Annotated in this window: 21 protein-coding genes and 1 other RNA gene; 8 read left to right on the forward strand and 14 right to left on the reverse strand. The window is 57.2% G+C overall.

What is annotated here, in order from left to right:
* Positions 1-4: 4 nt before the first annotated feature.
* Both dsbC and xerD read right to left on the reverse strand, forming a co-directional pair.
* Positions 5-715 (reverse strand): bifunctional protein-disulfide isomerase/oxidoreductase DsbC, encoded by a 711-nt coding sequence (gene dsbC / locus HF650_RS19840; protein ID WP_042718296.1) that lies wholly within the window; start codon positions 713-715, stop codon positions 5-7.
* A gap of 24 nt (positions 716-739) precedes the next feature.
* Entirely contained in the window at positions 740-1636 is an 897-nt protein-coding gene (gene xerD, locus HF650_RS19845; RefSeq protein WP_187800050.1) for a site-specific tyrosine recombinase XerD, read from the reverse strand.
* Positions 1637-1735: 99 nt separating this feature from the next.
* Between xerD and fldB the strand changes: the two genes are divergently transcribed.
* The gene (fldB, locus tag HF650_RS19850; protein ID WP_187800051.1) at positions 1736-2257 is read left to right on the forward strand and encodes a flavodoxin FldB; all 522 of its coding nucleotides are present in this window, start codon (positions 1736-1738) and stop codon (positions 2255-2257) included.
* A 17-nt stretch (positions 2258-2274) separates the two neighbouring features.
* On the opposite strand, the gene HF650_RS19855 is transcribed toward fldB, so the two are convergent.
* Together HF650_RS19855 and sdhE are read right to left on the reverse strand one after the other, a co-directional pair.
* A complete protein-coding gene (locus HF650_RS19855) occupies positions 2275-2691 on the reverse strand; it encodes a protein YgfX (RefSeq protein ID WP_187800052.1) in 417 nt (138 codons plus the stop codon).
* Positions 2672-2938 (reverse strand): FAD assembly factor SdhE, encoded by a 267-nt coding sequence (sdhE, locus tag HF650_RS19860; protein WP_023480982.1) that lies wholly within the window; start codon positions 2936-2938, stop codon positions 2672-2674. Before sdhE ends, HF650_RS19855 begins: the two co-directional genes overlap by 20 nt.
* A gap of 247 nt (positions 2939-3185) precedes the next feature.
* On the opposite strand from sdhE, the gene ygfZ reads away from it, so the two are divergent.
* Positions 3186-4166, forward strand: a complete 981-nt coding sequence (gene ygfZ, locus HF650_RS19865; RefSeq protein ID WP_187800053.1) for a tRNA-modifying protein YgfZ — start codon at positions 3186-3188, stop codon at positions 4164-4166.
* Positions 4167-4215: 49 nt separating this feature from the next.
* On the opposite strand, the gene HF650_RS19870 is transcribed toward ygfZ, so the two are convergent.
* Positions 4216-4875, reverse strand: coding sequence for a hemolysin III family protein (locus HF650_RS19870; protein WP_187800054.1), 660 nt, complete (start codon positions 4873-4875; stop codon positions 4216-4218).
* A 226-nt stretch (positions 4876-5101) separates the two neighbouring features.
* Here HF650_RS19870 and HF650_RS19875 point away from each other — a divergent pair, with 226 nt between their 5' ends.
* The 3 genes from HF650_RS19875 to HF650_RS19885 all read left to right on the forward strand — a co-directional run bounded on the left by HF650_RS19875 (position 5102) and on the right by HF650_RS19885 (position 7694).
* Positions 5102-5830, forward strand: a complete 729-nt coding sequence (locus HF650_RS19875; protein ID WP_023481032.1) for a MurR/RpiR family transcriptional regulator — start codon at positions 5102-5104, stop codon at positions 5828-5830.
* Between the two features lie 116 nt (positions 5831-5946).
* Positions 5947-7380 (forward strand): 6-phospho-beta-glucosidase, encoded by a 1434-nt coding sequence (locus tag HF650_RS19880; protein ID WP_187800055.1) that lies wholly within the window; start codon positions 5947-5949, stop codon positions 7378-7380.
* Positions 7381-7421: 41 nt separating this feature from the next.
* Positions 7422-7694, forward strand: a complete 273-nt coding sequence (locus HF650_RS19885) for a hypothetical protein (RefSeq protein WP_187800056.1) — start codon at positions 7422-7424, stop codon at positions 7692-7694.
* Positions 7695-7730: 36 nt separating this feature from the next.
* Here the strand turns inward: HF650_RS19885 and HF650_RS19890 are convergent, their stop codons facing one another.
* From HF650_RS19890 to HF650_RS19925, 8 genes are all read right to left on the reverse strand, one after another.
* On the reverse strand, positions 7731-8474 hold the full coding sequence (locus tag HF650_RS19890; protein WP_187800057.1) for an SDR family oxidoreductase: 744 nt from the start codon (positions 8472-8474) through the stop codon (positions 7731-7733).
* A 60-nt stretch (positions 8475-8534) separates the two neighbouring features.
* Positions 8535-11408, reverse strand: coding sequence for an aminomethyl-transferring glycine dehydrogenase (gene gcvP, locus HF650_RS19895; RefSeq protein WP_187800058.1), 2874 nt, complete (start codon positions 11406-11408; stop codon positions 8535-8537).
* Between the two features lie 131 nt (positions 11409-11539).
* A complete protein-coding gene (gene gcvH, locus HF650_RS19900) occupies positions 11540-11929 on the reverse strand; it encodes a glycine cleavage system protein GcvH (protein WP_023481002.1) in 390 nt (129 codons plus the stop codon).
* Positions 11930-11953: 24 nt separating this feature from the next.
* Positions 11954-13048, reverse strand: coding sequence for a glycine cleavage system aminomethyltransferase GcvT (gene gcvT / locus HF650_RS19905; RefSeq protein WP_187800059.1), 1095 nt, complete (start codon positions 13046-13048; stop codon positions 11954-11956).
* Positions 13049-13471: 423 nt separating this feature from the next.
* Positions 13472-14674, reverse strand: coding sequence for an FAD-dependent 2-octaprenylphenol hydroxylase (gene ubiI / locus HF650_RS19910; RefSeq protein ID WP_187800060.1), 1203 nt, complete (start codon positions 14672-14674; stop codon positions 13472-13474).
* A 10-nt stretch (positions 14675-14684) separates the two neighbouring features.
* The gene (ubiH, locus tag HF650_RS19915) at positions 14685-15863 is read right to left on the reverse strand and encodes a 2-octaprenyl-6-methoxyphenyl hydroxylase (protein ID WP_187800061.1); all 1179 of its coding nucleotides are present in this window, start codon (positions 15861-15863) and stop codon (positions 14685-14687) included.
* On the reverse strand, positions 15860-17173 hold the full coding sequence (pepP, locus tag HF650_RS19920) for a Xaa-Pro aminopeptidase (protein WP_187800062.1): 1314 nt from the start codon (positions 17171-17173) through the stop codon (positions 15860-15862). Before pepP ends, ubiH begins: the two co-directional genes overlap by 4 nt.
* A gap of 26 nt (positions 17174-17199) precedes the next feature.
* Entirely contained in the window at positions 17200-17778 is a 579-nt protein-coding gene (locus HF650_RS19925; RefSeq protein WP_023480800.1) for a YecA family protein, read from the reverse strand.
* Between the two features lie 227 nt (positions 17779-18005).
* Here HF650_RS19925 and zapA point away from each other — a divergent pair, with 227 nt between their 5' ends.
* The 3 genes from zapA (at position 18006) to HF650_RS19940 (ending at position 19179) form a co-directional block, all read left to right on the forward strand.
* The gene (gene zapA, locus HF650_RS19930; RefSeq protein WP_124967318.1) at positions 18006-18335 is read left to right on the forward strand and encodes a cell division protein ZapA; all 330 of its coding nucleotides are present in this window, start codon (positions 18006-18008) and stop codon (positions 18333-18335) included.
* 42 nt (positions 18336-18377) lie between these two features.
* Positions 18378-18561: non-coding RNA, 6S RNA (gene ssrS, locus HF650_RS19935), on the forward strand.
* 21 nt (positions 18562-18582) lie between these two features.
* Positions 18583-19179, forward strand: a complete 597-nt coding sequence (locus HF650_RS19940) for a 5-formyltetrahydrofolate cyclo-ligase (RefSeq protein WP_187800063.1) — start codon at positions 18583-18585, stop codon at positions 19177-19179.
* Positions 19180-19223: 44 nt separating this feature from the next.
* Here the strand turns inward: HF650_RS19940 and serA are convergent, their stop codons facing one another.
* A complete protein-coding gene (serA, locus tag HF650_RS19945) occupies positions 19224-20456 on the reverse strand; it encodes a phosphoglycerate dehydrogenase (protein WP_187800064.1) in 1233 nt (410 codons plus the stop codon).
* Positions 20457-20650: the final 194 nt, after the last annotated feature.

The raw sequence follows: 20650 nt of genomic DNA on the forward strand, positions 1-20650 counted from the left end.
GGAATTACTTACCGCCCGTCGCTTTCTGGTGCTGGTCGAGGAAGGCTTTCATCTCGGCGGGTGCCTGGTAGCCCGGCACCACGTAGCCATCGTTCAGCACAATGGCTGGCGTGCCGTTAACGCCAAACTGCACGCCCAGCGCGTAGTGGTTAGCGATGCTGATATCGCAACTGGCAGGCTTCACGCCTTTGCCCGCCATCGCATCATCAAAGGCTTTCTTCGGATCTTTCGCGCACCAAATCGCCTTCATCTCTTTTTCTACCTCGCTCGGCACACCCTGGCGCGGGAAGGCGAGGTAGCGCACGGTAATGCCCAGCGCGTTGTAGTCCGCCATTTCGCTGTGCAGCTTCTGGCAGTAGCCGCAGGTGATATCGGTGAAGACGGTGATGACGTGCTTCTCTTGCGGCGCTTTGTAGACAATCATCTCTTTTTCCAGCGCGTTGAGATGCGGCAGCAGCATTTTGCTGGTGACGTTGACCGGCTGCGCGCCGCTAACGTCATACATCGGCCCCTGGATGATATGTTTGCCATCTTCGGTGACATAGAGCACGCCGCTGTTGGTCATCACGGCTTTCATTCCGGCAACGGGAGCGGGCATGATGTCGGAACTCTGTACACCCAGCTTCGCGAGCGACTGCTTGATCGCCGCATCATCGGCATGGGCCGCGCCGGTGAACGCCGCCAGCAGGGTGAACATGATTAAACCTTTTTTCATAACAGATCCTTAGATTGTCAGCACTCACGCCCGCGGGTGGTGCTGTTGATGAAGCTTGCGCAGCCGCTCGGTGGCGACATGCGTATAAATTTGTGTTGTCGAGAGATCCTGATGCCCCAGCAGCATCTGCACCACTCGCAGATCCGCGCCGTGGTTGAGCAAATGCGTGGCAAAAGCATGGCGCAGAACGTGGGGCGAGAGCTTTTCGCTGTCGATCCCGGCAAGCACCGCATAGTGCTTGATGCGATGCCAGAAGGTCTGGCGCGTCATCTGCTGGCCGCGCTGGCTTGGGAATAGCACATCGATCGAAGCCCCGTTAAGCAGCCACGGACGCCCATATTCAAGATAGTGCTCAACCCAGTAGATCGCCTCTTCGCCCAGCGGCACCAGGCGCTCTTTGTTGCCTTTACCGATAACCCGCAGCACGCCCTGGCGCAGGCTGATATCGCTCATCGTCAGCCCCACCAACTCCGTCACGCGAAGGCCGGTTGCATACAGCACCTCAAGCATGGCTTTATCGCGTAACTCCAGCGGTTGGTCAACCACTGGAGCCTGTAATAGCCTGCCGACCTGCGTTTCGCTCAAATCTTTTGGCAGGCGCTGCGGCAGCTTCGGGGAAGCCAACTGGGCGCTTGGATCGTCCTGGCGCAGCTTTTCACGGTAGAGATAGTGGAAAAAGCGCCGCACGGCGCTCAGCAGCCGTGCCGAACTGGTGGCTTTATAGCCCCCTTCGACGCGTTCGGCGAGCAGCGCTTGCAGCTCGTCGCTCTGAGCGCGCGCCAGGCTGCTGCCCCGATGATGAAGCCACTCCACAACGCCCTTCAGATCGCGACGATAGGCGCTGAGGGTGTTTTCCGCCAGGTTGTTCTCCAGCCAGAGCGCATCAAGAAATTGTTCGATACGTGCGAGATCCTCTTCCATCCGCCCTCTCCTTCTCTCAATCGCTGCATTATGCCTGATTGAGACCCGATTCTGGTACACTGCGTGCAAAGACACATCAAGAACCGAGATGTTTACGTTATGAATATTGGTCTGTTTTATGGTTCCAGCACCTGCTACACCGAAATGGCAGCGGAAAAAATTCGCGACATTATCGGGCCGGAACTGGTTACGCTACACAACCTGAAAGACGATGCTCCCGCCCTGATGGAGCAGTATGATGCGCTGATCCTCGGCATTCCGACCTGGGATTTTGGCGAACTGCAGGAAGATTGGGAGGCGGTCTGGGATACGCTCGACACGCTCAATCTTGACGGCAAAATTGTGGCTCTCTACGGCATGGGCGACCAGCTTGGCTACGGCGAATGGTTCCTCGACGCGCTGGGGATGCTGCATGATAAGCTGGCACCGAAAGGCGTCAACTTTGTCGGCTACTGGCCGACCGAAGGCTACGAGTTTACCAGCAACAAACCGATTATCGCTGACGGGCAGCTGTTTGTCGGCCTGGCGCTGGATGAGACCAACCAGTATGACCTGAGCGACGCGCGCCTCGAAGCCTGGTGCGAGCAGATCCTGACAGAGATGGCAGAGCGCTTCGCCTGAGCCCTGCGTTAAAGCCTTTAGTGCAGACCCTGCGCCGGTTTTTGTAAAATCATCCGGCGCAGATCGCGCCACTCCTGCGCATCCATACTGTCTGCCGCCAGCCAGAGATGCTGGCGACGGCCATCCTCCTCGCGACGCAAACGCAGCATCATTCCGCTACGCAGCAGCCAGGGCGTGCCGACAATATCCCACTCCTCGCCCTGCCAGCGCAGGCGCGAATCCATCAGTAGCTTAATTTCGCCATGACAGGCATTGATGCGCCGCTGGCTCCGTACGGAGTCAAACACCACCAGCGAAAGCAGCAGCAGCCATACCGGCGTGTAGCTTAGCGGCCAGGGCATCAGCAAGATGAGCGCGGCCACCAACCCGTGGAGGAGCAAGGAGAGCCACTGTGCGCGCCAGGAGACGCGTAACTCAGATTGCCACAGGACCACGATCCCGATTCCGTGTCTGGATTAACTGCACCATTCTTTGCAACTCCGCATCCTGTGGCTTGCCGTGGTTCATAAGCCAGTTAAATAAATCGGGATCGTCATTTTCCAGCAGGCGGACAAAGAGACGTTTGTCATCATCGCTTAGCGAATCGTACTCATGTTCGAAAAAAGGCATGATGGAAATATCGAGCTCGCGCATTCCGCGACGGCACGCCCAGTGAATACGGGCTTTGTTAGTAATATCCATGTGTATCTCCCTGTTCGGCATGATGGGGCACATTGTAACGTGTTTTTAATATATCTTTTGCGGAATATTTCATTGCGCGCGCTGGCTTCCAGAATAAAGCTACTCTTCTGCAACGATTTCATTACGCTGCGTAATATCTCGCAGGGCCATCACAATGGCACAAATCGCATGCTTTATCGCTTGCAATGGACACCGGCTCTTTTACCATTAACACCCAACACAGCGTTAAGCTAATCAGGACATTAATATGGCTTTTACTCCTTTTCCTCCGCGCCAGCCGACCGCCGCTTCACGTCTGCCGCTGACGCTTATGACGCTCGATGACTGGGCGCTGGCGACCATCACCGGGGCCGATAGCGAGAAGTATCTGCAGGGCCAGGTGACGGCAGATGTCTCGACACTGGCGGCTAATCAGCATCTGCTGGCGGCGCACTGTGATTCTAAAGGCAAAATGTGGAGCAATATGCGGTTGTTCCACGATAAAGAGGGGTTCGCGTGGCTGTTGCGCCGCAGCGTGCGTGAAACCCAGCTGCGCGAACTGAAAAAATATGCCGTCTTCTCTAAAGTGGCTATTGCTGCGGATGACGAGCGCGTTCTGCTTGGCGTGGCCGGTTTCCAGGCGCGGGCCGCGCTGGCGAATCTCTTCACCACCCTGCCGGAGAGCGAAAATCAGGTCGTGCAGGAGGGAGAAACCACGCTGCTGTGGTTTGCGCATCCCGCTGAGCGTTTCCTGTTAGTGACCGATGCCGCCACGGCCGACATGGTCACCGAGAAGCTGCGCGGTGAAGCCCAGTTCAATAACAGCCAGCAGTGGCTGGCGCTGAATATCGAAGCAGGTCTGCCGGTGGTTGATGAAGCGAATGTCGCGCAGTTTATTCCGCAGGCGACCAACCTGCAGGCGCTCGGCGGCATCAGCTTTAAAAAAGGGTGCTACACCGGACAGGAGATGGTGGCGCGGGCAAAATTCCGCGGAGCCAATAAGCGCGCGCTGTGGTACCTGGCAGGAACCGCCAGCCGCGTTCCGGAAGCGGGAGAAGATCTCGAGCGTAAAATGGGCGACAACTGGCGTCGTACCGGCACCGTACTGGCCGCCGCGCAGCTGGATGACGGGCGCGTGATTGTCCAGGTCGTAATGAATAATGATATGGAGCCGGACAGCGTATTCCGCGTGCGCGAAGATGCCAACACGCTGAGCATTGAGCCACTGCCCTACTCGCTCGAAGAGTAAGCGGTTCTGAGCCGGGCAAGGCATCTGCCTGCCCGGCCACTACGCGAGGCTAAATCTGGCCGACGTAAAGGTAGATCGCAAGGAAGTGGCAGACACTGCCGCCAAGTACAAAGCCGTGCCAGATGGCGTGGTTGTAAGGTATGCGTTTACAGACGTAAAAAATGACGCCAAGGGAGTAGACCAGGCCGCCTACGGCAAGCAGCGTAACGCCACCTGGTGAGAGACGCGTGGCGAGCTGATAAATCACCACCAGCGAGAGCCAGCCCATCGCCAGGTAGGTCACCAGCGACAGCACCTTAAAGCGGTGCGCTATCGTCAGCTTAAACAGGATGCCCAGCAGCGCGAGGCTCCAGATAACCACCATTAGCCCGCGCGCCAGCGGTGAATCCAGGCCAACCAGCAGGAACGGCGTATAGGTGCCCGCAATCAGCAGGTAGATAGCGCAGTGGTCGAACTTCTTCAGCCATATTTTGGCGCGTGGATGCGGAATGGCGTGATAGAGCGTCGATGCCAGAAACAGCAGGATCATACTGCCGCCATAAAGGGCGTAACTGGTGATGGCAAGCGTGCTGGCGTGGGTGTCGACTGCCTGCCCGAGCAGCAGCACCAGCCCGACAATCCCGAACACCAGCCCGATTCCGTGGCTGATGCTGTTGGCAATCTCCTCTGCCAGTGTATATCCCTGTGCGATTAATGGTTTCTTCACCATAGGTAACTCCAGGAGAACTCAAAACGTTGCGCTATCAGAGTAACTGAGAATAATTCCAGTGCACACCTGTACGCTAAAATATTTCGCCTATCAATAACCGCACGGCCTGCGGTTCGGCTAAAAGTCGGGGCGTGCGAGCCGCAGTTGTGGCAGCATGAAGCACATTTGCAGGCAGGCCCGACAAGGGCTGGCTACATTATCAGCAGCAAAGGACACCGCCGTGACGATGTTTACCCACTCCGCCATCGCCAGCCTCAACACCCTGGAGATGATGGTCTACAACTTTGTGGTCAAAAACCGCGACAAAGTGATGTACATGACGATCCGCGAACTCGCCGACGCGGCGGGCGTCTCGACTACCACGGTGCTGCGTTTTTGCCGCAAGCTTAACTGTGAGGGGTACTCGGAGTTTCGCGTGCGCTTTAAATTGTATCTGGAACAGAACGAGCCGCCGCAGGCTAATTTTGGCGCCAGCGAAGTGATCAGCTTTTTTAAAAGCGTGAATAACGACGAATTCGATAAATTACTCGATAGCACCGTCGACATCATATTATCCTCCGAGCGTATTATCTTCGTCGGGGCAGGCACCTCCGGGGCGCTGGCGAAATATGGCGCGCGCTTCTTCTCAAATATTGGCAAATTCAGTAACCATATCGACGATCCCTATTTCCCGGTGACCAACGATATGGCGAAAAACGCGCTGGCGATTGTTCTTTCGGTCTCCGGTGAAACCGAGGAGATCCTGCGCTTTGCCAGCCAGTTCAGCCTGCATCACTGCAAAGTCCTCTCGATCACCAGCCATGAGCATTCACGTCTGGCGAAACTCGCGGATTACAATATCTCCTGGCATGTGCCGCAAATGCGTATTTCCGGCGGCTACGATATTACGACGCAAATTCCGGTGGTTTATATTCTCGAATCACTGGGACGTAAACTGGCGAAGAAAATAGCATAAAAAAACAGGGTGTTTTTTCGGTGTAACAAATTACCGCAGTGGCAATTTGTTATATCGTGACATTCATTTCGCCTTTGCTAGACTCGTTGGCAGCTAATATGACGAGAAGAGCAACGATGAAAAAATTGACCTTACCGAAAGATTTCTTGTGGGGCGGCGCCGTTGCCGCGCATCAGGTAGAAGGCGGCTGGAATAAAGGCGGCAAAGGCCCAAGCATCTGCGACGTGCTGACGGGCGGCGCACACGGCGTCCCGCGCGAAATCACCTCGCAAGTGGAAGCGGGTAAATACTACCCGAACCATGAAGCCGTTGATTTTCATGGTCATTACAAAGAGGACATCAAACTCTTTGCCGAGATGGGCTTCAAATGTTTCCGCACCTCAATCGCCTGGACCCGCATCTTCCCGCAGGGCGATGAGCTACAGCCCAATGAAGAGGGGCTGAAGTTTTATGACGATGTGTTCGATGAGCTACTGAAGCACAACATCGAGCCGGTCATTACCCTCTCTCACTTCGAGATGCCGCTGCACCTGGTGCAGGAGTACGGCGGCTGGACCAACCGTAAAGTGGTTGATTTCTTTGTGCGTTTCGCCGAAGTGGTGTTTGAGCGCTACAAGAATAAGGTCAAATACTGGATGACCTTTAATGAGATTAACAACCAGCGCAACTGGCGGGCGCCGCTGTTCGGCTACTGCTGCTCCGGCGTGGTTTACACCGAGCATGAGAATCCGGAAGAGACCATGTACCAGGTGTTGCATCACCAGTTCGTTGCCAGCGCCATGGCGGTAAAAATTGGTCACCGCATTAACCCGTCGATGCAGATTGGCTGCATGCTGGCGATGGTGCCGCTCTATCCCTTCTCCTGTAAGCCTGAAGATGTAATGTATGCGCAGGAATCAATGCGCGAGCGTTATGTCTTTACCGATGTTCAGCTGCGCGGCTACTACCCCTCCTACGTACTTAATGAGTGGGAGCGTCGCGGCTTTAACATCAAAATGGAAGCCGGGGATGAAGCGATCCTGCGAGAAGGGTGCTGCGACTATCTGGGCTTCAGCTACTACATGACCAACGCGGTGAAAGCCGAAGGCGGCTCGGGCGATGCGCTCTCCGGTTTCCAGGGCAGCGTGCCGAACCCGCACGTGAAAGCCTCCGACTGGGGTTGGCAGATTGACCCGGTTGGCCTGCGCTACGCCCTTTGCGAGCTCTATGAGCGCTACCAGAAGCCGCTGTTTATCGTTGAAAACGGCTTTGGCGCGTACGACAAAGTTGAAGAGGATGGCAGCATTAACGATGATTACCGCATCGACTATCTGCGCGCGCATGTGAAAGAGATGGTCGAAGCCGTCACCTATGATGGCGTAGATCTGATGGGTTACACCCCGTGGGGCTGCATTGACTGCGTCTCCTTCACCACTGGCCAGTACAGCAAGCGCTACGGCTTTATCTACGTGAACAAGCACGACGACGGCACCGGCGATATGTCGCGCTCACGCAAGAAGAGCTTTAACTGGTACAAGGAAGTGATTGCCAGCAACGGCGAGAACTTGTGATGTGAAAGGCGTTTTGCCGTGATGTAGTGAAGCTTTGCCGGATGGCGGCTGCGCCTTATCCGGCCTACAGCGGATTGTACCACGCCTGGCGTTGCCGGATGGCGGCTACGCCTTATCCGGCCTACAGCGGATTGCACCACACCTGGCGTTGCCGGATGGCGGCTGCGCCTTATCCGGCCTACAGCGGATTGCACCACGCCTGGCGTTGCAGGATGGCGGCTGCGCCTTATCCGGCCTACAGCGGATTGCACCACGCCTGGCGTTGCAGGATGGCGGCTGCGCCTTATCCGGCCTACAACGGTTTTGATACGTAGGCCTGATAAGCGAAGCGCCATCAGGCATAAAAATCGCTATTTCCCTCCGGCCAGATCGATAAAGCTTCCTGTCACATAGGAGGCTTTATCACTTAACAGCCAGGCAATCGCCTGCGCGACTTCTTCCGGCTGCCCGCCGCGCTGCATCGGAATGGCACTGCTGACGCGATCGACGCGTCCCGGCTCGCCGCCGCTGGCATGCATCTCCGTATAGATAAATCCCGGACGCACACCGTTGACGCGGATGCCGCTTGCCGCCACCTCCAGCGACAGGCCGGTGGTTAACGTATCCACCGCCCCTTTTGACGCCGCATAATCAACATACTCCCCCGGCGAGCCAAGCCTTGCCGCGGCTGACGAGACATTCACAATCGCGCCGCCCTGCCCGCCATGCTGCGTCGACATGCGCTTTATCGCTTCGCGACAGCAGAGGAAATAGCCTGTCACGTTAGTCGCCAGTACCTGATTGATGCGCGCCGCGCTCAGTGCCTCTACCCGGCTCTGCTGAAACAGAATGCCGGCGTTATTGACCAGTGCGGTCAGCGGCAGACCTTCCTGGTCAATGCGCGCAAACATCGCTTCAACCTGACTTTCATCACTGATGTCCGCCTGCACGGCAAATGCTCTGCCGCCCTCGGCCTGAATCTCTGCTACCACCTTCTCGGCGGCGTCGCGCTGACGGTGATAATTGACTGCCACGATGTAGCCCTCTTGCGCCAGTAACAGCGCGGTGGCGCGACCGATCCCCCGGCTTGCGCCACTTACTAAAGCTAAAGCCATGATGTTCTCCCAAAGTAAAAGGGCGCCGAAGCGCCCTTAAAAGATAGTAGAATCAAGCGATTATTGGTATTCACTCATCGGTACGCAGGAGCAAAAGAGATTGCGGTCGCCATAGACGTCATCGAGGCGCTTCACGGTCGGCCAGTATTTGTTGACCGCGCCCGCCGGGAAGACCGCCAGCTCGCGGCTGTAAGCGTGGTTCCACTCGCTCACCAGTTCATGCTGCGTGTGCGGCGCATTGACTAGCGGGTTATCCTCCAGCGTCCACTCGCCCTGTTTCACACGCTCGATCTCAGCACGGATCGCCAGCATTGCGTCGATAAAGCGATCCAGCTCGGCTTTGCTTTCAGACTCCGTCGGCTCAACCATCAGCGTGCCGGCAACCGGGAAGGACATGGTCGGCGCGTGGAATCCATAGTCGATCAGGCGCTTGGCGATATCCAGCTCGCTGATGCCGGTCGCCTCTTTCAGGGGGCGAATATCGAGGATGCACTCATGCGCCACGCGTCCATCACGACCGGTGTAGAGCACCGGGAAAGCCTCTTTCAGGCGGCTGGCAATATAGTTGGCATTAAGGATCGCCACCTGGCTCGCCTTCTTCAGCCCCTCGGCACCCATCATGCGGATATACATCCAGCTGATCGGCAGGATCGACGCGCTGCCAAACGGTGCGGCGGAAACCGCGCCCTGCCGCGTCAGCATGCCTTCAATTTGCACCACGCTATGGCCCGGAACAAACGGTGCCAGATGCGTTTTGACGCCAATCGGCCCCATACCCGGGCCGCCGCCGCCGTGCGGTATACAGAAAGTTTTATGCAGATTGAGGTGCGATACATCCGCGCCGATAAAGCCCGGCGAGGTGATGCCGACCTGCGCGTTCATGTTCGCGCCATCAAGGTAAACCTGGCCACCAAACTGATGCACCACTTCGCACACTTCGCGGATGGTCTCTTCATAGACGCCGTGCGTCGACGGGTAGGTGACCATAATGCAGGAGAGGTTGTCGCCCGCCAGCTCCGCTTTCGCGCGCAGATCGGCCAGATCGATATTGCCATTCTTATCGCAGGCCACGACCACTACCTGCATGCCAGCCATTTGCGCTGAAGCCGGGTTGGTGCCGTGGGCAGAGCTTGGGATAAGGCAGATATCGCGATGCCCCTCATTGCGGCTTTCGTGATAGTGGCGGATCGCCAGCAGACCAGCATATTCCCCCTGCGCGCCGGAGTTCGGCTGCATACAGAGCGCATCGTAACCGGTCAGTTTCACCAGCCAGTCGGAGAGCTGCGCGATCATCTGGTGATAACCTTCCGCCTGCTCCGGCGGGCAGAACGGGTGCAGTTCCGCAAACTCCGGCCAGGTGATCGGGATCATCTCTGCTGCGGCGTTAAGCTTCATGGTGCAGGATCCGAGCGGGATCATCGCCTGATTGAGCGCCAGATCTTTACGCTCCAGCGAGTGCATATAGCGCATCATCTCGGTTTCGCTATGGTAGCGATTGAACACCGGGTGGCTGAGGATCGCATCGTCGCGCACCATCTCAGCAGGCAGAGAGCGGCTGTCGAGAGCAACCTCTTTATCCAGCGCGTCGATCTCCAGACCGTGCGCGTCGCCGAGCAGAACGCTAAACAGCGCCAGCACATCGTCGCGGGTGGTGGTTTCATCCAGCGTAATGCCGACGGCGTTGAGAATGTCGCTACGCAGGTTGATCTCATGAGCTTCCGCACGCGCCAGCACTCCGGCTTTATCCGCCACTTCAACGCAGAGCGTGTCGAAGTAGTGCGCATGACGCAGTTTCAGGCCGCCGCGCTGCAGACCCGCGGCAAGAATGTCGGTCAGGCGATGGATACGTCCGGCAATACGTTTCAACCCCTGCGGGCCGTGGAACACCGCATAGAGACTGGCGATATTGGCCAGCAGCACCTGCGAGGTACAAATATTGGAGTTGGCTTTCTCGCGGCGAATATGCTGCTCGCGGGTCTGCATCGCCATGCGCAGCGCCGTGTTACCGGACGCGTCTTTAGAGACGCCGATAATGCGCCCCGGCATGGAGCGTTTGAATTCGTCTTTCGCGGCGAAGAAGGCGGCATGCGGGCCGCCGTAGCCCATCGGCACGCCGAAGCGCTGCGCGGAGCCGAAAACAATGTCGGCACCCTGTTTGCCCGGCGCGGTCAGGTGTACCAGCGCCATCAGATCGGCGGCAACACTGACCACGATTTTGCGTGATTTTAACTCGGCAATCAGCGCGCTGTAGTTGTGCACTTCGCCGGTGGTACCCACCTGCTGAAGCAGCACGCCAAAAAGATCCTGGTGATCGAGCGCTTTCTCCGCCTCATCAACAATCACCTCAAAGCCGAAGGTTTCCGCACGGGTGCGCACCACGTCCAGCGTTTGCGGATGAACATCGGCGGCGACGAAGAAGCGGTTTGCGCCTTTCAGTTTGCTGACGCGTTTTGCCATCGCCATCGCTTCGGCGGCGGCAGTCGCTTCATCCAGCAGCGAGGCGGAGGCGATATCCAGCCCGGTCAGATCAAGGGTCACCTGCTGGAAATTGAGCAGGGATTCAAGACGCCCCTGCGACACTTCCGGTTGATAGGGGGTATAAGCGGTGTACCAGCCTGGGTTCTCCAGCATGTTACGCAGGATCACCGGCGGTAGCTCCACGGCGGTGTAACCCATGCCAATATAAGACTTAAAGCGCTTGTTACGGCGGGCCAGGTTTTTCAGTTCGGCGAGCGCGGCATATTCAGTGGTGGACTCCCCCACCTGCGGCGGTGCATTGAGCTGAATATCTTTCGGTACGATCTGCCCAATCAGGGCATCGAGCGATTCTGCGCCAACGCTGTTCAGCATCTCCTGCTGTTGCGTGGTGTCCGGGCCGATATGCCTGCCGATAAACGCGGCGTGATGTTCAAGCTGGCTTAAAGTCTGAGTCATGAGCGAGGGTTCCTGAAACGTGCGGTAATAGATAAAACGAAGGACTGGCTTGCCGGGAAGCGCGACGCTTCACCGGCCTGTTGATAGACGTCGATGCTGGCCGGAGACGCGTCGCGCCATCCGGCACACCCTTATTCGTCTTCTAACAGCGCGCTATAGCCGGTTGCGTCTAACAGCGCTTCAACTTCCGCCTCATCGTTAGCCTTGATTTTGAAGATCCAGCCTTCGCCATAGGGCGCGCTGTTCACCAGCTCCGGCGAATCATTCAGGCTGTCGTTAACCGCAACGATTTCACCGCCAATTGGCGCATAAATATCGGATGCTGCTTTTACCGACTCCGCCACGGCGCAGTCGTCGCCAGCGCTAACGGTGGTGCCAACGTCCGGCAGGTCAACAAACACCATATCGCCCAGCAGCTCTTGCGCATGCTCGGTGATACCGACGGTGTAGCTGCCGTCCGCTTCTTTACGCAGCCACTCGTGTTCTTTGCTGTATTTCAGATCGCCTGGTACATTGCTCATTGTTTTCTCTCCAGAAAAATAACGTTACGCGACCGCTTTACCGGCGCGCACAAAAACAGGTTTGATCACTTTGACCGGCATCTCGCGGTTGCGGATCTGCACCACGGCGGTCTCGCCGATCCCTGCCGGAACGCGGGCCAGCGCGATGCTGTAGCCAAGCGTCGGCGAGAAGGTGCCGCTGGTGATCATCCCTTTCTGCACGTTGCCTTGCGCATCGGTGAAGTGCACCGGCAGTTCATTACGCAGCACACCTTTCTCGGTCATCACCAGGCCGACCAGCTGCTCGGTGCCTTTTTCGCGCTGCTGCTCAAGCACATCACGTCCGATAAAGTCGCGATCCTGCGGCTCCCAGGCGATGGTCCAGCCCATATTGGCCGCCAGTGGCGAGACGCCTTCATCCATCTCCTGCCCGTAGAGGTTCATGCCCGCTTCCAGGCGCAGCGTGTCACGCGCGCCCAGTCCGCAGGGTTTTACGCCGGCGTTAAGTAAGCCTTGCCAGAAGTCGGCGGCTTTTTCATTCGGCAGGGCAATCTCGTACCCGGCTTCACCGGTGTAACCGGTGGTGGCGATAAAGAGATCGCCCGCTTCCACGCCGAAGAAGGGTTTCATGCCAGAGACCGCTTCGCGCTGCGCGTCGGTAAACAGGCTGGCGGCTCTCTCCTGCGCATGCGGACCCTGCACCGCGATAAGCGAGAGATCGTCGCGCACGGTGATATCGATGGCATAAGGTTCGGCGTGTTGGGAAATCCAGGAGAGGTCTTTTTCGCGGGTGGCGGAGTTTACAACGAGGCGGAAGAACTCTTCGGTGAAGTAGTAGACGATCAAATCATCAATCACGCCGCCCGAGGCATTCAGCATACCGCTGTAGAGCGCTTTACCGGGTTTGGTTAACTTCGCGACATCGTTTGCCAGCAGATAACGCAGAAATTCACGGGTCCGGCTGCCTTTCAGGTCAACGATGGTCATGTGTGAAACATCAAACATGCCGGCATCGCTGCGCACTGCGTGGTGCTCATCAAGCTGTGAGCCATAATGCAGCGGCATCATCCAGCCGTGGAAGTCGACCATGCGAGCGCCGCATTGGGTATGTTGTTCAAATAAAGGGGTCTGCTGAGCCATCTTTTCCTCATCGAATACGCTGAGCTATCACGTTTTTCGCAGCGCCTTTCCGGCGGCAAAAAAGCGTGTCGATGCCCTGTTACAGGCGGTGACGCAAACGTTCTCTTTGGCCTGAACTTATCACCGAAAGGTGCGCTTAACCATAAGGAAAAACCGGTCATCACATTAGCTTATGACCAAAATGCCCTGAGATAACCGCAGTGGAATATAGCGAAAAATCCCCACAATACGCCGATAAGAGGCCAGTTATGCGTGCTTATCGGGCAGGTAATTAGCATTTACTGCCAGCAAGAAGCAAAAAACCGCGCAAGCCAAAATTAACGACATGAGAAAAACTAATCTGATAATCGGGGTGAAATTAGAATATTTCAAATGAGAGAGGAGCTTCCCTTCCCGGGACCGGGAAGGGAAAGTGTGATGCAGTTAACGTAACCACTCCGGCAGATCGTTAAGGCCTAAAGCCTGGCGCAATAACTGTGGTTTAACGCCGGGAAGCGTATCCGCCAGTTTCAAACCGATATCGCGCAGCAGCTTTTTCGCCGGATTAGAACCAGCAAACAGTTCGCGAAAGCCCTGCATACTCGCCAGCATCATCGCGGCGCTGTGTTTACGGCTGCGCTCGTAACGGCGCAGATAAAGGTGTTGACCGATATCTTTACCGTCGCGGCTTAAACGGCGCAGCTCAGCAATCAGCTCAGCCACATCCATAAATCCGAGGTTAACGCCCTGGCCGGCTAAAGGATGGATGGTATGTGCCGCATCGCCCACCAGCGCTAACCGATGCCCGGCAAACTGCCGCGCATAGCGCCCGGTTAACGGGTAAGTGTGGCGTTCGCTCTCAAGCTCGCACAGACCAAGGCGGTTATCGAAGGCCACGGTCAGCGCCTGGTTGAACGCCTCCGCGCTGCTCTCCTGCATCGCCTTCGCCTGCTCCGGCGGCAACGACCAGACGATCGAGCATAAATGCGGATCGTTCAGCGGCAGAAACGCGAGGATGCCATCATTATGGAAAACCTGGCGCGCGACAGCCTGGTGCGGCTCGGCGGTGCGGATCGTCGCCACCAGCGCGTGATGGTGATAATCCCAGTAGGTGAGCGGAATATCCGCACGGTTGCGCAGCCACGAGTTAGCGCCGTCGGCACCAACGACCAGACGCGCCGTCAGCATGGTGCCCTCTTTCAGGGTCAGGAACGCTTCGTTCTCACCCCACGCAACCTGCTGTAACTCCGCTGGCGCAATCAGGGTGACATCTTTGCACTGCTGCGCCTGATCCCACAGCGCCTGGTGAATGCGCGTGTTCTCAATGATGTAACCCAGATGGCTGTAACCCATACTCAGATCATCAAAAGAGATGCGCCCGAAGCTGTCTTTCTCCCACACTTCCATGCCGTGATAGCAGCCGACCGGCCCGGCAACAATGCCCGACCAGACGCCGAGATAGGTGAGCAATTTTTCACTGGCGGCGTTAATCGCCGAGACGCGAAGCGCCGGAGGGGCATCCGCAGCCTGCGGCTCGGGAACCGACTGCTCCAGCACCGCCACGCGCAGCCCGCTCCCTTGCAGGCCGCAGGCTAATGCCAGCCCCACCATGCCGCCGCCGACAATCGCAACATCAACACTCTGCACTCTTAGCTCCTTAACGGGCGACCCAACCGAGGGTTCGTTGCGCCAGCGCATCACGCGCCGGGGTAAATAGTTCCATCGCCATCAACCCGAGGTTGCGCCCAACAACGAGCGGCGCCCAGCGGTTGGCGAAGAGATGCACCAGCCCATCCGTCACGCCGATGGTGGCAGCTTTATCTGCCTGCCGACGCTGGTTATAACGCAGCAACAGCGGGTAGCTTCCCACATCACTCTGTTCGATAAAGGCCTGCGAGAGGGTTTCCGCCAGTGTCATCACATCGCGCATGCCAAGGTTGAAGCCCTGCCCGGCAATGGGATGCAGCGTCTGCGCGGCGTTACCGACCAGCACGCCACGATGGGAGACAGATGAACTGGCGGTGGAGAGCGCCAGCGGGTAGACGCTGCGCTTCCCGGCATGCAGGATGCGGCCAAGCCGCCAGCCGAAAGCTTTTTGCAACTCCTCGCAAAACTGTTCGTCTGACCAGCTCGCCACCTGCTGCTGTTTTTCACGCGGGTGACACCACACCAGTGAGCAGCGCCCCTGCGACATCGGCAGCATCGCCAGCGGGCCATGTTCAGTAAAGCGCTCAAACGCGCGTCCCTGATGGGCAACGGAGGTGGTGACATTGGCAATCACCGCCGCCTGATCGTAAGACGACTGCTGCCAGTCGATATTGAGCTGCCCGGCAATCGATGAGCGCGAGCCGTCTGCTGCTACCAGCAGTTCGCCGGTGAGTTGCTTACCGCTCTGTAGCGTCACCGTCACCTGCTCCTGGCTACGGGTAAAGTGGTCGACGCGATCCGGGCAGTGCAGCGTGACACCCGGCGCGTTTTGCAGCCGCCTGAAGAGCCGCTGCCCGACATCGTGCAGCTCAACCACCTGGCCTAACGCATCCAGCCGGTACTCTTCCGCCGTCAGCGTTACGAAACCAGCATGCCCGCGATCGCTGACGTGTACGGTTGAAATAGGCGTTGCGCAGGAAGCGAGCGACTGCCAGACACCAATGTGCGCCAGCTGCTGGCAGGTGCCGGCCGCCAGCGCGATCGCACGCGCGTCAAAACCGGGGTGATCCTGCGCGCCGGGCGCGTTCGCTTCCACCAGATGAACGGCAAGTTTGCCCTGCGTCAGATGTGAAATCGCCAGCGCAAGGGTTGCGCCAGCCATGCCGCCGCCAACGATGATCACGCTCATGCGCGCGCCTTCGCCATCAGCGCTTCGATCTCATCGGCTTTTTTGACCACGCTGGCAGTCAGGTTCTCGTTGCCGCTGTCGGTGATGACAATGTCATCTTCGATGCGAATGCCGATACCGCGGTACTGCTCCGGCACATCGGCGTCCGGCGCGATGTAGAGCCCCGGCTCAACGGTAAGCACCATGCCGGGTGCCAGTTCGCGGGAGCGATCCTGGCCGTAAACGCCGACATCATGCACATCCAGCCCCAGCCAGTGACTTAAGCCATGCATAAAGAAGGCGCGATGGGCGCTCTGCGCAATCAGCTCATCAACATCGCCCTGCAGAATGCCGAGCTTCACCAGCCCGCTCACCATGATGCGCACCACTTCGCCGGTCACTTCCTGAATCGAGGTGCCGGGGCGGAACAGTTCAAGCGCGCGTTCCAGTGAGGCGAGCACAATGTCGTAAATCTCACGCTGCGCCGGGGTAAATTTGCCGCTAACCGGGAAGGTGCGGGTGATATCGCCAGCATAGCCTTTGTATTCGCAGCCCGCGTCAATCAGCACCAGATCACCCGCGCGCATTTCGCTTTCATTCTCGGTGTAGTGCAGGATGCAGCCGTTTTCACCCGCGCCGACAATGGTGTTATAGGAGGGAAAGCGCGCGCCGTGGCGGTTAAACTCATGCTGAATTTCACCTTCCAGCTGATACTCAAACATGCCTGGGCGGCACACCTGCATCGCACGGGTGTGGGCCAGCGCGGAGATTTCGCCCGCGCGGCGCAGCACGTCGATCTCTTCAGCGGATTTAAACAGGCGCATCTCATGCACGATGGGACGCCAGTCGGTCAGCGTAGCAGGTGCTTTCAGGTTCTGCCGCGAGCCTTTACGCAGCTTGTCGAGCGCGGCAAAGAGGATGGTGTCCGCGTAAGCATATTCGCCCTGCGCGTGATAGACCGCATCAAGGCCATTGAGCAGTTGATAGAGATGCTCGTCAATCTCAGGGAATGCCAGCGCGCGATCGACGCCGAGCTTCTGTGGCGCGGCCTCCTGGCCGAGGCGGCGACCAAACCAGATTTCAGCGGTTTTATCACGCACGCGGTTGAACAGCACGCTGTGGTTGTGGGTGTCATCGCTTTTGATCAGCACCAGCACCGCTTCCGGCTCGTTAAAACCGGTGAAATACCAGAAATCGCTACTCTGGCGATAGGGGTATTCACTGTCTGCGCTGCGGGTCGCTTCCGGCGCGGCAAAGATCAATGCCGCGCTACCCGGAACCATCTGCGCCAGTAACGCCTGGCGACGACGGAGAAACTCAAGCTGTGTCATGACACCTCCTCCATGTAAAAAACTAATTAGTGTAGTGTGGGCTTGCGCACTTCCGGTGCGGTCGGTTGCTGGCGCGTGAAGGTATCGTGGCAGAGCAGCGCCGCGACGCGGACATACTCGATGATCTCTTCCAGAGACATCTCCAGCTCTTCCTGATCTTCGTCTTCGTCGTAGCCCAGCTGCGCAATGTTGCGCAGATCGTCAATCGCTTCGCCGGTTTCGCCGGTCACTTTGTCAAGCTTCGGTTGTGAAACGCCAAGCCCCAGCAGGAAGTGATTCACCCAGCCTGCCAGCGCATCGGCGCGGTCAAAGACGCTGACGTCGTCGCCTTCGGGCAGGTAGAGCTGAAAGAGAAAGCCGTCATCTTCCAGCGAATCGCTGGTGGCGGCATGCATTGCACGCAGCGCCTGGGCAAGTTCATGACCGAAGGCCAGCCCTTCGTTGGTTAAATCATGTAACAGCGGCTGCCATGAGGTGTCTTTATTACCGCCGCAGAGCATCCCCGCGATCAGCCCATGCATTTCAGCAGGATGCAATCCCACGCCTTGTTGGTTGAGTAACTGGCCTACTTCCTTGTAACCAGGTATTTCGTTCTGTATAGACATGCGCATTCGTCGTCGTTGGGGGAAATATTCATGGTATGCTACCACTTTGGACCCTGGTGATATACCCGTGATGGTTCACGTTACATGCCATTGCATGTTCGCGGATTACTTAAGGTATAGACGTAAAATAGTTGAAAGTACTGACCAGGGTCGCTTATAGTGTCGCCCCTTCGCAGCCCAGGGCTCGAATGCGAAGGCAGAGCGCAGTCAAACAGCAGGAAGGTGGCATGTCTGCACAACCCGTCGATATCCAAATTTTTGGCCGTTCACTCCGCGTGAACTGCCCGCCTGAGCAGATAGATGCGCTGAATCAGGCTGCGGAAGATCTGAATCAGCGGTTGCAAGATCTGAAGGTTCGCACTAGAGTCACAAATACTGAGCAGTTGGTGTTTATCGCCGCGCTGAATATCAGCTACGAGCTGGCTCAGGAAAAGGCAAAAACCCGTGATTACGCTTCCAGCATGGAGCAGCGTATTAAGATGTTACAGCAGACCATTGAACAGGCTTTACTTGATCAGGGTCGCATAACGGAAAGACCGGGGCCGAAGTTTGAATAATACTTCAGGGTCAACTATGGTAGATTGACAGTGAAGTTAAAAAATTCTCTGAGATGTTTGCAAGCGGGCCAGTCCCCTGAGCCGATATTTCATACCAACAGAGTGTGGCGATCCATGGTTGGTGAGCATGCTCGGTCCGTCCGAGAAGCCTTAAAATCATGACGACACATTCACCTTGAACCAAGGGTTCAAGGGTTACAGCCTGCGGCGGCATCTCGGAGATTCCCCTCTTCTACCAACAACGACCATGACGCAACTGCCCGATTCACTTCCGTCACGACAAGCAATTCGCAAACAGATTCGTCAACGCCGACGAGAAATCACCAGCGCCCAGCAGCGCCATTTCGCTGAACAAGCCGCACTGCGCATGATGTCCTGGCCGCCTGTTGTGATGGCACACAGCATCGCCCTGTTTCTCTCCTTTGACGGCGAGCTTGATACCCAGCCGCTGATTGAACAGCTGTGGCGAAGCGGCAAACGCGTTTACCTTCCCGTACTACACCCCTTCAGCCCCGGCAATCTGCTCTTTTTGCACTACCATCCGCGTAGCGAACTGGTGACCAATCGTCTGAAAATTCAGGAGCCGAAGCTGGACGTGCGGGATGTGCTCCCCTTGAGCCAGCTCGACGTACTCATCACGCCGTTAGTTGCCTTCGATGAACAGGGGCAGCGCCTCGGCATGGGCGGGGGGTTCTATGACAGAACGCTGCAACACTGGCGCACATATGGCGTACAGCCGGTCGGTTATGCTCATGACTGCCAGCGTGTAGAGAAGTTGCCGGTGGAGGAGTGGGATATTCCGCTGCCTGCGGTGATCACACCATCAACGGTGTGGGAGTGGTAAGAGCTTGTTCCCCTCCCGGACGGGAGAGGAACAGATGACACCGCTTAGAACAGCAGTCGGGAACGAATAGTGCCCGGAATCGCTTTCATGCTCTGCAGCGCGGTCTGCGCGATCTCCTCTTCCGCTTCGATGTCGACCACAACATAGCCCATATACGGCGTGGTTTGCAGATACTGTGCCGCGATGTTGATGTTCTGGCTGGCGAAAATCTGGTTAAGTGCCGTCAGCACGCCAGGACGGTTTTCATGGATATGCAGCAGACGACGACCGCCGTGCAGTGGCAGAGAGACTTCCGGGAAGTTTACCGCCGAGAGCGTGGAGCCGTTATCAGAGTACTTAATCAGCTTACCGGCAACTTCCAGGCCGATATTCTCCTGCGCTTCCTGAGTTGAACCGCCGATGTGCGGCGTCAGGATAACGTTATCAAACTCACAGAGCGGTGAGTCGAACGGATCGCTGTTGGTCGCAGGTTCAGTCGGGAAGACGTCAATCGCTGCGCCCGCCAGGTGCTTACGTTTCAGGGCATCGCACAGCGCGGGAATATCGACAACCGTGCCGCGTGCGGCGTTGATCAGCAGCGCGCCCGGCTTCATCAGCGCCAGCTCCTCCTCGCCAATCATATTCTTCGTGGAGGCGTTTTCCGGCACGTGCAGGCTGACTACGTCGCTCATGTTCAGCAAGTCGGAGAGATGCTGCACCTGCGTAGCGTTGCCGAGCGGCAGTTTGTTCTCGATATCGTAGAAGAAGACGTGCATCCCCAGTGATTCAGCAAGAATACCGAGCTGCGTACCAATGTGGCCGTAGCCGATAATACCGAGCTTTTTGCCGCGCGCTTCATAGGAGCCGACCGCCAGCTTGTTCCAGATACCGCGGTGCGCTTTAGCGTTCGCTTCCGGAATGCCGCGCATCAGCAGCAGCAGTTCGCCGATCACTAACTCCGCCACGGAACGGGTGTTGGAGAAGGGGGCGTTGAATACCGGAATACCGCGTTTGGCTGCCGCGTCCAGGTTGACCTGGTTGGTGCCGATGCAGAAACAGCCGATGGCGACCAGCTTTTCCGCCGCGGCGATGACATCTTCAGTCAGTTGAGTACGGGATCGCAGGCCAATGAAGTGGGCATCGCGGATGGACTCTTTCAGCTGTTCACTGTCCAGCGCGCCCTTGTGAAATTCGATGTTGTTATAACCTGCCGCACGAAGGCTATCGACCGCTTTCTGGTGCACCCCTTCGACGAGCAGAAATTTAATTTTGTCTTTCTCCAGTGATACCTTTGCCATTTACCCGACCCTGTTTTATGTCTGACTGTGATGTTGTGCGGAGGAAAACCGCGTTAGCCAACATATCAAAAAAAACTATCGCGGCAATATGAACGTTTGCGTCACCGCTCTGAAGAAATGTCATCCAGCGGGAAATGGCAGAGAAAAATGCTGGAAAAGCGGAGGCTCGCGGCAGGGATGCGAGATGAAGGGGA

Origin of the sequence: Kosakonia sp. SMBL-WEM22, assembly GCF_014490785.1 — a bacterium.
GTDB lineage: Bacteria > Pseudomonadota > Gammaproteobacteria > Enterobacterales > Enterobacteriaceae > Kosakonia.

What these genes read in the sequence shown, in the direction of transcription:
- HF650_RS19875 (WP_023481032.1), top strand. Translation starts at nt 5,102, where the DNA reads ATGTTTACCCACTCCGCCATCGCCAGCCTCAACACCCTGGAGATGATG.
- pepP (WP_187800062.1), bottom strand. Translation starts at nt 17,173, where the DNA reads ATGACACAGCTTGAGTTTCTCCGTCGTCGCCAGGCGTTACTGGCGCAG.
- gcvH (WP_023481002.1), bottom strand. Translation starts at nt 11,929, where the DNA reads ATGAGCAATGTACCAGGCGATCTGAAATACAGCAAAGAACACGAGTGG.
- HF650_RS19870 (WP_187800054.1), bottom strand. Translation starts at nt 4,875, where the DNA reads ATGGTGAAGAAACCATTAATCGCACAGGGATATACACTGGCAGAGGAG.
- gcvT (WP_187800059.1), bottom strand. Translation starts at nt 13,048, where the DNA reads ATGGCTCAGCAGACCCCTTTATTTGAACAACATACCCAATGCGGCGCT.
- HF650_RS19940 (WP_187800063.1), top strand. Translation starts at nt 18,583, where the DNA reads ATGACGCAACTGCCCGATTCACTTCCGTCACGACAAGCAATTCGCAAA.
- dsbC (WP_042718296.1), bottom strand. Translation starts at nt 715, where the DNA reads ATGAAAAAAGGTTTAATCATGTTCACCCTGCTGGCGGCGTTCACCGGC.
- HF650_RS19880 (WP_187800055.1), top strand. Translation starts at nt 5,947, where the DNA reads ATGAAAAAATTGACCTTACCGAAAGATTTCTTGTGGGGCGGCGCCGTT.
- gcvP (WP_187800058.1), bottom strand. Translation starts at nt 11,408, where the DNA reads ATGACTCAGACTTTAAGCCAGCTTGAACATCACGCCGCGTTTATCGGC.
- HF650_RS19890 (WP_187800057.1), bottom strand. Translation starts at nt 8,474, where the DNA reads ATGGCTTTAGCTTTAGTAAGTGGCGCAAGCCGGGGGATCGGTCGCGCC.
- HF650_RS19885 (WP_187800056.1), top strand. Translation starts at nt 7,422, where the DNA reads ATGGCGGCTGCGCCTTATCCGGCCTACAGCGGATTGTACCACGCCTGG.
- ygfZ (WP_187800053.1), top strand. Translation starts at nt 3,186, where the DNA reads ATGGCTTTTACTCCTTTTCCTCCGCGCCAGCCGACCGCCGCTTCACGT.
- fldB (WP_187800051.1), top strand. Translation starts at nt 1,736, where the DNA reads ATGAATATTGGTCTGTTTTATGGTTCCAGCACCTGCTACACCGAAATG.
- ubiH (WP_187800061.1), bottom strand. Translation starts at nt 15,863, where the DNA reads ATGAGCGTGATCATCGTTGGCGGCGGCATGGCTGGCGCAACCCTTGCG.
- serA (WP_187800064.1), bottom strand. Translation starts at nt 20,456, where the DNA reads ATGGCAAAGGTATCACTGGAGAAAGACAAAATTAAATTTCTGCTCGTC.
- sdhE (WP_023480982.1), bottom strand. Translation starts at nt 2,938, where the DNA reads ATGGATATTACTAACAAAGCCCGTATTCACTGGGCGTGCCGTCGCGGA.
- HF650_RS19925 (WP_023480800.1), bottom strand. Translation starts at nt 17,778, where the DNA reads ATGTCTATACAGAACGAAATACCTGGTTACAAGGAAGTAGGCCAGTTA.
- xerD (WP_187800050.1), bottom strand. Translation starts at nt 1,636, where the DNA reads ATGGAAGAGGATCTCGCACGTATCGAACAATTTCTTGATGCGCTCTGG.
- zapA (WP_124967318.1), top strand. Translation starts at nt 18,006, where the DNA reads ATGTCTGCACAACCCGTCGATATCCAAATTTTTGGCCGTTCACTCCGC.